Source organism: Bacteroides sp. AF29-11 (assembly GCF_003602895.1).
Lineage (GTDB): Bacteria > Bacteroidota > Bacteroidia > Bacteroidales > Bacteroidaceae > Bacteroides > Bacteroides uniformis.
The window spans coordinates 95,795-108,923 of the sequence record NZ_QTLY01000005.1; the positions used below are offsets into that span (position 1 = coordinate 95,795).

The 13,129-nt window shown below is 48.4% G+C and carries 13 protein-coding genes and 1 pseudogene; 6 read left to right on the forward strand and 8 right to left on the reverse strand.

What is annotated here, in order from left to right; genetic code table 11:
- Window positions 1–16 precede the first annotated feature (16 nt).
- On the forward strand, window positions 17–1,336 hold the full coding sequence (locus tag DWZ03_RS09750) for a YihY/virulence factor BrkB family protein (RefSeq protein ID WP_005832288.1): 1,320 nt from the start codon (window positions 17–19) through the stop codon (window positions 1,334–1,336).
- Window positions 1,337–1,472: 136 nt separating this feature from the next.
- Here DWZ03_RS09750 and DWZ03_RS09755 read toward each other — a convergent pair.
- The 6 genes and pseudogenes from DWZ03_RS09755 to pstC form a co-directional block, all read right to left on the reverse strand.
- A pseudogene (locus DWZ03_RS09755) lies at window positions 1,473–1,553 on the reverse strand (NAD(P)H nitroreductase); the annotation flags it as partial.
- A 12-nt stretch (window positions 1,554–1,565) separates the two neighbouring features.
- The gene (locus DWZ03_RS09760; RefSeq protein ID WP_005832292.1) at window positions 1,566–2,168 is read right to left on the reverse strand and encodes a riboflavin synthase; all 603 of its coding nucleotides are present in this window, start codon (window positions 2,166–2,168) and stop codon (window positions 1,566–1,568) included.
- Between the two features lie 352 nt (window positions 2,169–2,520).
- Window positions 2,521–3,216 (reverse strand): phosphate signaling complex protein PhoU, encoded by a 696-nt coding sequence (gene phoU / locus DWZ03_RS09765; protein ID WP_035448804.1) that lies wholly within the window; start codon window positions 3,214–3,216, stop codon window positions 2,521–2,523.
- A gap of 60 nt (window positions 3,217–3,276) precedes the next feature.
- Entirely contained in the window at window positions 3,277–4,032 is a 756-nt protein-coding gene (gene pstB / locus DWZ03_RS09770) for a phosphate ABC transporter ATP-binding protein PstB (protein ID WP_055288615.1), read from the reverse strand.
- Window positions 4,033–4,049: 17 nt separating this feature from the next.
- The gene (gene pstA / locus DWZ03_RS09775; protein WP_057089507.1) at window positions 4,050–4,910 is read right to left on the reverse strand and encodes a phosphate ABC transporter permease PstA; all 861 of its coding nucleotides are present in this window, start codon (window positions 4,908–4,910) and stop codon (window positions 4,050–4,052) included.
- Window positions 4,911–4,922: 12 nt separating this feature from the next.
- Window positions 4,923–6,107, reverse strand: coding sequence for a phosphate ABC transporter permease subunit PstC (gene pstC, locus DWZ03_RS09780; RefSeq protein WP_120129809.1), 1,185 nt, complete (start codon window positions 6,105–6,107; stop codon window positions 4,923–4,925).
- A 257-nt stretch (window positions 6,108–6,364) separates the two neighbouring features.
- Between pstC and DWZ03_RS09785 the strand changes: the two genes are divergently transcribed.
- The 4 genes from DWZ03_RS09785 to DWZ03_RS09800 all read left to right on the forward strand — a co-directional run bounded on the left by DWZ03_RS09785 (window position 6,365) and on the right by DWZ03_RS09800 (window position 11,081).
- A complete protein-coding gene (locus tag DWZ03_RS09785) occupies window positions 6,365–7,183 on the forward strand; it encodes a PstS family phosphate ABC transporter substrate-binding protein (protein ID WP_120129812.1) in 819 nt (272 codons plus the stop codon).
- Window positions 7,184–7,257: 74 nt separating this feature from the next.
- On the forward strand, window positions 7,258–8,997 hold the full coding sequence (locus tag DWZ03_RS09790; protein WP_117703160.1) for a glutamine--tRNA ligase/YqeY domain fusion protein: 1,740 nt from the start codon (window positions 7,258–7,260) through the stop codon (window positions 8,995–8,997).
- A gap of 4 nt (window positions 8,998–9,001) precedes the next feature.
- The gene (locus tag DWZ03_RS09795; RefSeq protein ID WP_120129815.1) at window positions 9,002–10,414 is read left to right on the forward strand and encodes a tetratricopeptide repeat protein; all 1,413 of its coding nucleotides are present in this window, start codon (window positions 9,002–9,004) and stop codon (window positions 10,412–10,414) included.
- Between the two features lie 28 nt (window positions 10,415–10,442).
- Window positions 10,443–11,081: a DedA family protein gene (locus DWZ03_RS09800; protein WP_005831315.1), complete on the forward strand. Its 639-nt coding sequence runs from the start codon at window positions 10,443–10,445 to the stop codon at window positions 11,079–11,081.
- Between the two features lie 90 nt (window positions 11,082–11,171).
- Here the strand turns inward: DWZ03_RS09800 and tpx are convergent, their stop codons facing one another.
- Window positions 11,172–11,672 carry a thiol peroxidase gene (tpx, locus tag DWZ03_RS09805; protein WP_005831317.1) on the reverse strand — a complete coding sequence of 167 codons (501 nt, stop codon included), beginning with the start codon at window positions 11,670–11,672 and terminating at the stop codon, window positions 11,172–11,174.
- A gap of 126 nt (window positions 11,673–11,798) precedes the next feature.
- On the opposite strand from tpx, the gene DWZ03_RS09810 reads away from it, so the two are divergent.
- Entirely contained in the window at window positions 11,799–12,404 is a 606-nt protein-coding gene (locus DWZ03_RS09810) for an HdeD family acid-resistance protein (protein ID WP_044468654.1), read from the forward strand.
- 63 nt (window positions 12,405–12,467) lie between these two features.
- Here DWZ03_RS09810 and DWZ03_RS09815 read toward each other — a convergent pair whose 3' ends face one another.
- Window positions 12,468–13,061 carry a master DNA invertase Mpi family serine-type recombinase gene (locus DWZ03_RS09815; protein WP_005831322.1) on the reverse strand — a complete coding sequence of 198 codons (594 nt, stop codon included), beginning with the start codon at window positions 13,059–13,061 and terminating at the stop codon, window positions 12,468–12,470.
- Between the last annotated feature and the right edge of the window lie 68 nt (window positions 13,062–13,129).

Genomic DNA, 13,129 nt, shown 5'->3' on the forward strand with positions numbered 1-13,129 from the left:
TAATCGAGATAATAGCATGAACAAGCGTATTGCTGCCCTTTGGAAATTCCTCACCTACGACATCTGGCGTATTACGGAAGATGAAGTCACGCGAACGACCTTTTCCGTATACAATATCATCAAGACGATTTATCTTTGCATCAACCGCTTCACCAAAGACCGGATAGTAAACAAAGCCTCGGCGCTGACTTACAGTACGCTGCTTGCCATCGTGCCTATTCTTGCCATTTTGTTTGCCATAGCCCGCGGTTTCGGATTCGATAATCTGATGGAAAGCCAGATTGTCAACGGTTTCGGCGGTCCTACGGAAACCACGGAAGTCATCCTGCAATTCGTGAATTCGTATTTGTCTCAGACCAAGAGTGGAATATTCATCGGAGTGGGTCTGATTATGTTGCTGTGGACAGTCCTGAATCTAATCAACAATATGGAAATCACCTTCAACCGCATCTGGCAGGTGAAAAAGGCGCGCAGCATGTACCGCAAAATAACGGATTACTTCTCTATGCTTCTGCTGATGCCCATTCTGCTGGTGGTGTCCGGTGGTCTTTCCATCTTCATGAGTACGATGGTGAAGAACCTCGAAGACTTTACCCTGCTGGCTCCCGTCGGCAAGTTTATGGTGCGCCTCATCCCCTTCGTGCTGACCTGGTTCATGTTTACAGCACTGTACGTCTTTATGCCGAATACAAAGGTCAAGCTGAAACACGCACTCATATCCGGTATTCTGGCAGGTACGGCACACCAGGCATTCCAATTCCTTTACATCAGCAGCCAGTTGTGGGTTTCCCGTTACAATGCCATCTATGGTAGTTTTGCCGCCCTTCCGATGTTTCTGCTATGGTTGCAGGTATCCTGGACCATCTGCCTATTCGGTGCCGAACTGACCTACGCCGGACAGAATATCCGGAACTTCAGCTTCGACAAGGATGCGCGCAATATCAGCCGGCGCTACCGCGATTTTATCTCCATCCTGATAATGTCTCTCATAGCCAAGCGCTTTGAACAAGACGCCCAGCCCTATACAGCCGAAGAGATATCCGAAGAGTGCCAGATTCCCATCCGGCTGACACACGAAACCCTTTATGAATTGCAGGAAATCAACCTCCTACATGAAGTGGTGACCGATGAAAAGAGTGAAGACATCGCTTACCAGCCTTCCATGGATATCAACAAAATGAATGTGGCCCTCCTACTGGACAAACTGGACACGCACGGCTCAGAAGATTTCAAAATTGATAAGGAAAATGAATTCAACAACCAATGGGGAGCATTGCTGAAGGCACGGGAGGAATACTACAAGAATGCAAGCAAGGTGCTGCTGAAGGATTTGTAAGCACGCGGAAGTCTTTCCGGAAACTCCGTATCTGCTTTCTTTTTGATTATTTTTTAGACGCGGATGACGCGGATTGGAATATTAAAAAAATCCGCGTCATCTGCGTCATCTGTGTCTAAAAAGTAAATCACCGATATTTCTCAGGCTCCACGGCACGAGTCATATCATAGGCACGGTCACTCTGACGGGATGCCACTAATTGCAGGAAATCGTCCATAGTGCCGTTACCTTATTTATATTGTATCATGCGGCTGATGTACTTACCAATGATATCGAACTCCAGATTCACCACACTGCCCACTTTGAAAGCATGGAAATTGGTATGCTCAAAGGTGTAAGGAATAATGGCCACCTGGAAAGTATCGTCGGTGGGATTGCACACGGTCAGGCTGACACCATTGACCGTTACCGAGCCTTTGTCTACCGTGATGTAGCCGCGCTTTGCCATCTCCTTGTCAAAAGCATACCGGAAAGTAAAGTAATAGCTTCCTTCCGCATCCTTTATATCGATGCAAGTGGCAGTCTGGTCCACATGTCCTTGAACGATATGGCCATCCAGCCGGCCGTTCATCATCATACTACGCTCCACATTCACTTCATCTCCCACCTGCAACAAGCCAAGATTGGAACGGTCCAGCGTTTCCTTCATGGCCGTCACGGTATAGGTATCATCTGTCAGACTGACTACCGTCAGGCAAACACCGTTGTGAGACACACTCTGGTCTATTTTTAATTCACTGACGAATGAACACTTGAAAGTAAAATGTACATTCTCCTGGTCTTTGACCATCGCCACCAATGTGGCACATTCTTCTACTATTCCGGAAAACATGGTTCTATATACTTTTAGGTTATACGCGATTTATTATTAATATGCGCAAAGATACAAAAAGCCCTTCGTATAGGTACAAAAAAAAGGAAGCTTTTCACAAAGCCTCCTTTTTCAGTTTTCAATAGGTATTAGTTTTTTTTTAAGGTAAAAAGATTGTTTTCAGGATAACGATGCAAATATAGGCGCTTTTCGTGATACTAACCAAATTAAAAAACATGTCTTATAACATCTTTTTGAGAAATCATTTAAGTTTATTATCATTTCAAAGCATTTTTCTACACCTGCAATCGTTTTCAATGGACAAATATAAGGCTATTTTCCATGAAACACTGAAATTATCCTAAAATTTTGTTTATTTCTTATCATTTAAGTAGTGTTCGTCTGTCCGCCCACTATGTTTTAACACTTTTGCGTCGATAAAGAACACTATTTCTTCGGCAATATTCGTGATGTGGTCGCCGGAACGCTCCAATTTGCGGAACACGCTCACCAGATTCAGACAAGAGAGTGCACTCTCCGGATGCCGGCTGATGTAGTCGGCAAGAATGGCAGTGGCCTCCGCATTGATTTCGTCCAGCATATTGTCCTTGGCAAACACGGCGGTAGCCAGTTCCTGGCTCTCCTCCTGAAGTGCCTGCTTGGCAAGCTCGAGCATGGAGAGCACCTGGGCTATCATCTCTTCGAGACGAAGTTGCTTGACCAGCTCAGTATCCAATGCCGGTTCATGGCAGTTGAGGGCAAAGCGGGCGATGCCTTCTGCAAAGTCGCCCAGACGCTCCAGATTCGTATTGATTTTGAGCATGGCAAGCACAAAGCGCAGGTCGATGGCAACGGGGTTGTAAAGGGCAATGATATCCTCCACGTCGCTGTCTATTTTCAGTTCGAAAGCATTGACGCGACGTTCGCGCACCAATACCTGCTGGGCCAGTTCCCGGTCCAGCGTAAGCACGGCATCACCTGCACGGTCGAGCTGATTATATACCAGGGTCCACATTTCGTCTATTTCCTTTTTCAGCAAGACGAGTTCAGATTCGATAAACTTCACCATAATGTTTCTATTTTAAAATTACTTTTGTACAACTTATTTTTGCTTGTATGGAACAATCCGCTACCCGAAACGTCCCGTGATGTAGTTCTGCGTCTCCACCTTATCGGGATTCGTAAATATCTTCCGGGTATCTCCAAACTCCACCATCCGCCCCATATAGAAGAAAGCCGTATTATCACTGACACGCGCTGCCTGCTGCATGTTGTGGGTGACGATGACGATAGTGTACTGCTTCTTCAACTCGTGGATAAGCTCTTCCACCTTGGCGGTGGAGATGGGGTCGAGGGCGGATGCCGGCTCGTCCATCAGCAGGACCGAAGGAGACACCGCCATGGCACGGGCTATGCAGAGGCGTTGCTGCTGACCGCCGGAGAGGGCGTAGGCGGAGACTTTCAGCTTGTCCTTCACCTCGTCCCAAAGGGCGGCGCCTTTCAAGGTTTCTTCCACCCGCTGACGGATGAAGGCGTTATCGGTGATGCCATTCACACGAAGTCCGTAGGCAACGTTCTCGAAGATGCTTTTGGGGAAAGGATTGGGCCGCTGGAACACCATGCCTACGTTCTTGCGGAGTTCGTCCACTTGCACTCCTTTTCCATAGATGTCTTGTCCGTCAATGCGTATCTCGCCGGTCAGACGGGTGTCGGGAATCAAATCGTTCATGCGGTTCAGCAGGCGCAGGAAGGTAGACTTTCCACAGCCCGAGGGGCCGATGAAGGCTATCACAGACTTCTCCTCAATGTCCATGCTGATGCCTTTCAGGGCATGGAAATCGCCATACCAGAAGTTCACGTCACGGGTTTCTATCTTGTTCTTCATACCTATTGTATATGTTTTCAATTCGTCTTAATCTTCTTCTCAAAGTATTTCCGCAGGGCGTTTGCCAACAGATTCACCAGGAGGATAATCAGTATCAGCACCAATGCTGTGCCATAAGCGATGGGAAGCTGCGCTTCCATATCCGTACCGCTGGTAGAGATGACATAGAGGTGATAAGGAAGCGCCATGCACTGGTCGAAGATACCGGTCGGCAGTTGCGGCAGGAAGTAGGCGGCACAGGTGAAAAGGATGGGTGCCGTCTCGCCCGAAACGCGCCCCAGCGCCAGAATCAGTCCGGTGATGATATTGGGCATTCCCATCGGCAGGATGACATGCCAGATGGTCTGGAGCTTGGTGGCTCCCAACGCGCGGCTTCCTTCGCGCATGCTGTCGGGGATGGCTTTCAGTGCTTCTTCCGTGGTGCGGATAACCAAAGGCAGACTCAGCAAGCCCAGTGTCAACGAACCTGCCAGGATGCTGTCTCCAAAATCCATATAGTTGACGAACAGTGCCATGCCGAACAGACCGAACACGATGGAAGGGATGCCGCTCAGATTATTCGTCATCATCCGTATGAAGCGTACTACCCAGCCTTTCGGCACATACTCATTCATATAAATGCCGCTCATCACTCCCACCGGAAAAGCAAACAAGGCACTACCCGCCATCAAACAGAACGTACCTACAATGGCAGGAAGGATTCCGCCGGCAGTCATACCGTTGGTAGGAGCTGTAGTGAGGAACTCCCAATCGATGACTCCTATACCTTTATATATAATGAAACCGAGGATTGCAAAAAGAATCCCCACCACACTCAGGCTCAACAGACGGAACAAGCCGAATGCCATGTTTTGCGAAAGATGCTTCCTATTAACCATATCTATCTTCTTTTATTTTCGTCTTGGCGAAACCGCTTCCACCGTGAAGTTTATCAATAAACTGATGAAGAACAGCACAACACCCAGCAGGAACAATGCTTCGTAGTGAGGTCCGCCGGCAGGCGCCTCGCCCAGTTCGGCGGCAATCGTTGCCGGAATGGTGCGCAGCGGTTCCAAGATGGTATGGGGAATGACGGCGGCGTTGCCTGTCACCATCAGCACAGCCATCGTCTCGCCCACCGCACGGCCGATGCCTAACACCACCCCGGAGGTGATGCCCGAAATGGAGTAAGGAATCACCACCTTATATATAGTTTGCCATTGCGATGCTCCCAGTGCCAAGCTGGCTTCGCGCATGGCGCGGGGACAATTCCTCATCGCGTCTTCTGTCACCGTTATGATGGTGGGCAACGCCATAATGGCAAGCACAATACTGCCCGCCAGCCCGCTCTCGCCTACCGGCAAGTTGAACACCTGCTGCAAAAACGGCACAATGACAATTAAGCCGAAAAAGCCGTAGACCACCGACGGTATGCCACTCAGCAACTCAATGATGGGCTTCAGCAGATTCCTTACCCGGGAATTGGCTACCTCCGACATATAGATTGCCACCGACAGACCAAACGGCAATGCAAAGAGGATGGCAAACAGACTGACCCACAGCGTCCCCGTAATGAGCGGCAAAAAGCCGAACTGCGCAGCAGGTGTTGCCGTGGGAAACCATTCGGCACCGGCAAAGACGTCCTTCACCGAAATGGTGTTGTCTTTCAGCAGATGCACCGAGTCCGGACGGACAATGAACTGCTGCGGTACAAAGGCTATAATGCCAGGCGTACGCTCCACCAGCTCCGTAATGCAGGCACCTGCATTTTCGTAGGAAGCGCCCAACTGCTCTTCCGTATAATACAGTGTGATGTCCTCCAAACGGAAAAGGCGGATAGGAAGGTCCTCCCCCCCCACTTCGTTCCAGTTTGTCAGCTCTTCATCAAAGACATCCTTTATCTGTGCCGGAGTCAGTTCGCTCACCCGGTTCTCCTTATTCAAGGCCAATACATACCCTTCTTCTATCACCTTGCTGCTGAACAAGCCCAGCGCTTCGGAAAAGAGGAACACGACGATAAGTACGATGGTAAGACTCGTCACAAAGCCGCTACAAGCCAGTATACCTTCTACAATCTTCTCAAAAATCTTTTTCATGTTGCCTATTGATTTCTGTATGCAAAGGAACGGGCCGGATGTTAAGGCAGTGTGACTAACGTTTGAAAGAAATGTTTCAAAGGTGTTACAAAACTGTTACAACGACTTAAAGTACACCCCATGTAACACATTTGTAATATCCATTGCCTTAATTTGCATCATGCGTTGAGCCAGATTACATGATGCATACCATCGGTTTACATCATGTGTTTGCCCCAATTGCATTATCTGTTTACCCTATTTGCATCATGTGTTTTATGAAGACAAGAGAATTACTTCTACTCCTCGCACTGACAGCCACCACTGGCATGCAGGCGCAACGCATCAAAGGCAGCGATACCGTGCTCCCCATAGCGCAGCAGACCGCCGAACGCTTTATGACCCTGAACCCCTCTGCCCGTGTCACCGTGACCGGCGGCGGAACCGGTGTCGGTATTTCAGCCCTGCTGGACCAGACCACGGACATCGCCATGGCTTCCCGCGCCATCAAGTTCAGCGAAAAGATGAAGGCCAAAGCCGCCGGAGAAGACTTGGCAGAAGTTCCCATCGCCTACGATGCCCTTGCCGTAGTGGTCCACCCCTCTAACCCGGTGACACAACTGACCCGCCAACAACTGGAAGATATCTTCCGGGGCAAAGTCACCAACTGGCAGCAAGTGGGCGGAGACGACCGCAAAATCGTAGTCTACTCCCGCGAGACTTCCTCCGGTACCTACGAGTTCTTCAAGGAAAGCGTACTGAAAAACAAGAACTACATGAGCAGCAGTCTCTCCATGCCTGCCACGGGAGCCATTATCCAATCCGTCAGCCAAACTCGCGGAGCCATCGGATATGTGGGTCTAGCCTATGTATCACCGCGTATCAAGACACTCGCCGTTTCATACGACGGGCAGCATTATGCCGCTCCCACGCTGGAGAATGCCATCAATAAGACTTATCCGATAGTACGCCCGCTATACTATTATTATAACCGAAAAAACGCCTCGGTCGTAGCCCCTCTGCTCGATTTCATCTTGTCTGCCGCAGGACAGAAAATCATCAAAGAGAGCGGATATATCCCGGTACATAAAGAATAAATCTTCATTCTTCATTCTTCATTCTTCATTTTTTTACCCTATCTTTGTCCCCACGATACGAAAATAGTAACATTATGGCAGAAATAAAGAGCGAAGAAACAAGCGAAAAAAAGAGCTTGAACTTCATTGAGCAAATAGTAGAAAACGATTTGAAAGAGGGTAAAAACGGGGGAAAAGTACAGACACGCTTCCCGCCCGAACCAAACGGTTACCTCCACATCGGACACGCCAAGGCCATCTGCCTTGATTTCGGTATTGCCGCCGCACACGGCGGTGTCTGCAACCTACGTTTCGATGACACCAATCCCACCAAAGAAGATGTGGAATATGTAGAAGCCATCAAGGAAGACATCCAGTGGCTGGGCTACAAATGGGGTAACGAATATTACGCTTCCGACTATTTCCAGCAATTGTGGGACTTCGCTATCCGCCTCATCAAAGAGGGCAAGGCATACATCGACGAACAGACTTCCGAGCAGATTGCCGCCCAGAAAGGAACTCCCACCCAGCCCGGTGTGGAAAGTCCCTACCGCAACCGTCCTATCGAAGAAACACTGGATTTGTTCCAGAAGATGAACAGCGGCGAGATTGAGGAAGGTGCCATGGTGCTCCGTGCCAAGATAGACATGGCAAGCCCCAACATGCACTTCCGCGACCCTATCATCTACCGCGTAGTGAAGCATCCGCACCATCGCACGGGCACCACTTGGAAGGCTTATCCGATGTACGACTTCGCCCACGGGCAAAGCGACTTCTTCGAAGGCGTGACACACTCGCTCTGCACACTGGAGTTTGTGCCCCACCGTCCACTCTACGATCTCTTCGTGGACTGGGTGAAGGAAGGCAAAGACCTCGACGATAACCGCCCCCATCAGTATGAGTTCAACAAACTGAACCTCAGCTATACGCTGATGAGCAAGCGCAACCTGCTGACTCTAGTCAAGGAAGGCTTGGTAAACGGTTGGGACGACCCCCGTATGCCGACTATCTGCGGTTTCCGCCGTAGGGGATACTCTCCGGAGTCCATTCATAAGTTCATCGACAAAATAGGATATACAACCTACGATGCGCTCAATGAATTCGCCCTGCTGGAAAGCGCCGTGCGCGAGGACTTGAACGACCGCGCCACCCGCGTATCTGCCGTACTGAATCCGGTGAAGCTTATCATCACCAACTATCCCGAAGGGCAAGTGGAAGAGATGGAAGCCGTCAACAACCCCGAACATCCCGAAGAAGGCAACCACGTCATCGAATTCAGCCGCGAACTTTGGATGGAGCGCGACGACTTCATGGAAAATGCTCCGAAGAAATATTTCCGCATGACACCGGGACAAGAGGTACGTCTGAAGAACGCGTACATCGTGAAGTGTACCGGCTGCAAGAAGAACGACGCCGGTGAAATCACCGAAGTATATTGCGAATATGACCCTGATACCAAGAGCGGTCTGCCCGGAGCCAACCGTAAGGTGAAAGGCACCATCCATTGGGTAAGTTGTGCCCACTGCCTCGAAGCAGAAGTACGTCTCTACGACCGTCTGTGGAAAGTGGAGAACCCGCGCGATGAGCTTGCCGCCATCCGCGAAGCGAAGAACTGCGACGCACTGACAGCCATGAAAGAAATGATCAACCCCGACTCCCTGAATGTGCTGCCCTGCTGCTACATCGAGAAGTACGCTGCCGGCATGCAGCCCCTCTCCTACCTGCAGTTCCAACGTATCGGTTATTTTAATGTTGACAAAGATTCTACGCCAGAAAAAATGGTATTCAACCGTACTGTAGGTCTGAAAGACGTTTGGGGTAAAATCAATAAATAAGAATATGAGTAAAAAAAACCTGCTGTCCGGAAGAGACAAAGAACTGCAAGAAATGGCAGAACAATATGAAGCTGCCAAAGCAGAGAACAGAACCATCTATCTGGACGCAGACGACTTAGCCGACCTCGCAGACTGGTATGCCGTGCATCATAAATATGCCATGGCTACCGAGGTCGTAGAGTATGGCTTGGGAATACATCCGGATAATACGGCTCTGCTGGTGGAACAGGCATACTTGTTCCTCGACACCCAGCATAAAGAGCAAGCCAAAGATATATTGGAACGGATTGCCGAAGAATCTTCCGAAGTGAAAGTGCTGAAAGCCAACCTACTGTTGGGCGAAGGCAAAGAAGCAGAAGCAGAAGCGATACTCGACAGCATAGACGATAAGGACGACCTGGCCAACATCGTCGATGTATCCTATATGTACATTGACATGGGATTCCCGGAAAAAGCATTGACATGGCTGACGCGCGGACTCGAAAAATATGCCGAAGAAGAAGCCTACCTTGCCGTCACCGGCGACTGTTACTACGCCCAGGGACTGTTTGAAAAAGCCACCTTCTTCTTCAATAAGCTGATTGACAAGAATCCGTATTCGGCTCCTTACTGGTTTGGACTGGCCCGTTGCTACTTTGACCAGCAGATGTTCGACAAAGCAATCGAAGCATGCGACTATGCCACGGTGGCCGATGACGAGTTTGCCGATGCCTACCTGATGAAAGGACATTCCTTCTTCCAATTGGGAAATGAGGAAAGTGCCATGGAGAACTACCTGCAGGCCGAAAAATTCCATCTTGTCTCCCACGGTTTCATCAACACCTTCATCGGTCTGAACAAAGCCTCCAAAGGAGAATGGAAAGAAGGATACGACTATCTGGAAAAAGCCATAACGGCCGAAGACAGCCATGACTTCGCCTTGCCTTCTCTTTATGCCAATGCAGCCCTATGCCTGCACAAGATGGGAAAGAAACGCAAAGCACACCAGTATTGTAAAAAAGCATACGACCTGGCACCCGAAGAGATAGACCCGTACTTGATTGAGGGGCGCATCTACATGGAAGAAGGTGAGTATGAGAAAGGTGTGAAAAAATGGGCCAAAGCCTTAGAGTATGCCCCCTATGCGGATACCTGGCACGAAATAGGCATGTGTAGCATGGAGATAGGACAACTGAGCTATGCCAAGCTGGCCTTTGAACATGTCAAAGAGATGGAGCCGGACTTTGAAGGTATCAACGAAAGGCTGACCTCTCTGTATATGCTGCTCAAAGACAAAGAGAACTTCATGAAGTACAACCAGCTGTGCGAACATCCGTTCAGGCTGGAAGAGTTGGATAGATTACAGCAGATACTACAAGAAGATAATCAGGAAGAGCTGGCCCTAGTGATGAAGAATATTTTCAATGCATTACAATAACAGTAATTATATACCACTAATCTAGCAAATGGAATCAGTAGCCTTTATCCAATGGTGTCTCGACCACCTCAATTACTGGACCATCACTTTATTGATGGCCATTGAAAGTTCGTTTATCCCCTTCCCTTCGGAAGTTGTAGTCCCTCCTGCCGCTTGGAAAGCCGCCAACAATGACAACATGAATATATATCTGGTGGTATTGTTTGCAACCATAGGGGCAAATATCGGAGCCTTGATAAACTACTATCTGGCAAAATGGCTGGGACGCCCCATCATTTACAAGTTTGCCAACAGCCGTTTCGGGCACATGTGCCTCATCGACGAAGCCAAAGTGCAGCATGCGGAAGAATATTTTGACAAGCATGGAGCCGTATCAACCTTTGTCGGCCGCCTGATACCTGCCGTACGCCAGTTGATATCCATCCCTGCCGGTCTGGCACGCATGAAACTGGGAACTTTCTTGCTGTACACTACCCTGGGTGCGGGCCTTTGGAATTCCATCCTGGCTTTCATCGGATATTACTTGTCCACAGTACCCGGCATCGAGAACGAGGAACAGCTGCTTGCCAAAGTAACGGAATACAGCCATGAGATAGGTTATGTATTTATCGGCATCGGTGTACTCATCGTGGCATTCTTCATCTATAAAGGCATGAAGAAGAAATAAAAAAGAAAACGGCATGATAATAAAAAAGCGGTGGACAGCATGATAAATTCTGTCCACCGCTTTTTATTGTTTATCCCAAATCCAAACTTTCTACTTTACAGCTGCAATAGCTTTATCATAATCTGGTTCTTGCGTAATTTCAGGTACCAATTCCGTATAGGCAATCTTACCATCCTTACCGATAACCACTACCGAACGCGCCAATAGACCTGCAAGCGGTCCGTCGGCCATGCGTACCCCGTAGTTTTCATCAAAATCGGAGAAACGGAAATCAGACAAAGGAATCACATTCTCAATACCCTCCGTTGTACAGAAACGTGCATGTGCAAAAGGTAAATCCTTGGAGATTGCCAACACTACCGTATCGGGCAGGCCGGCAGCCAGTTTGTTGAACTTACGTACAGAAGTAGCGCACACACCAGTGTCAAGGCTGGGGAAAATATTCAAAATAACATTCTTCCCGTTCAGTTCCTTCAAAGAGAATGAAGACAAATCTGTTTTTACCAATTCGAAATCGGGGGCAACAGAGCCCACCTTTATAAATTCACCGATAACCTTTACCGGTTGTCCTTTAAATTTTGTTGTAGCCATAGTTTTATCAAATTATATGTATACATAACAAATTACATACAGAAAAAGTTCACCCGAAACTTTTTTCCGGATAAACTGTTATTCTACAGACGAATTAATGATAATCACTTAAAAAATTAAATTCACATGAAAACTATTTTTGACGAACTTCAGCAGGAAGTAAAGAATTGGTGGATTTCACTCATTCTTGGTATTCTTTATGTAATAGTGGCTATAAGCCTGATGTTCTCCCCTCTCAGCGGGTATGCGGTATTGAGCATTCTGTTCAGCGTCTCCATGTTGTTCAGCGGTCTGCTGGAAATATCCTTTGCAGTAAGTAACCGTAGAAGGGTATCCAGTTGGGGATGGTATCTGGCTGGAGGCATCATCGACATGATTCTGGGATTCTACCTGATAGCCTACCCGATGCTCAGCATGGAAGTCATTCCATTCATCATTGCCTTCTGGCTGATGTTCCGCGGCTTCTCATCCGTAGGCTATGCCATGGACCTCAAAAGATACGGGACAAGAGACTGGGGATGGTATGTTGCTTTCGGTATTCTTGCCGTCATCTGCTCGCTCATCATCTTGTGGCAACCGGCAGTAGGCGCCCTTTACGCCGTGTACATGATTTCGTTTGCATTCCTGATTATAGGTTTCTTCCGTATCATGCTGTCATTCGAGCTGAAAAACCTGCACAAGCGCGGGAAAGAGTGGAAGGAAAAGAAAGAGAAAGAAGTATCGGCCGAATAAGTAGCCCACACGAAGTGTGTCAAAAGGAATCCCACCTTTGACACCTTCGTTTAGCCGAATTGCTCAATAACGTCTCAGAAAACGGAACATCGTAGTCCGTGACACTCCCATCTGCCGGGCAAGTTCGGCACACGACTCTCCTCTTTGGTGCTCCCTTACAAGTTTCCTCTTGTTCGCATAGAGTATCTTCATTTTGGGTGTGTCCCCTTTCTTCCTGCCCAGATGTTTTCCTTCTTTCCTCCGTCGTTCCAAGGCTTCTTTGGTACGCATGGAAATCAGATTACGCTCTATCTCGGCCATCAGTCCAAAAGCAAATCCCAGCACTTTGCTGTTGATGTCATTCTGAAACACATACCCCTCTTTGGTACTGTACAGTACCACTCCCCTTTTGATGCAGGAGTTAAGAATGGTCATTATCTCCAGCAGTGTCCGGCTAAGCCGCGAAATCTCCGTTATAATCAAGGAGTCTCCCGGTTTCATCCGGTCCAACAAGCCCGCCAGTTTACGCTCTTTGCTACTCACTTTTCCGCTGACCGTCTCCATGTACCATCTGTCGATGCTCAACCCGTTCTTCTCCGCAAAGCGTATAATTTCCTCGCGCTGATTCTCTAAAAACTGTTTTTCTGTACTTACTCTTAAATAAGCTACTACTGCCATAATTGATAAACGTTTATTGGTTATTATTCACCGCCAAAGAACGGTTATTCAAATAAGAGTGGCAACAC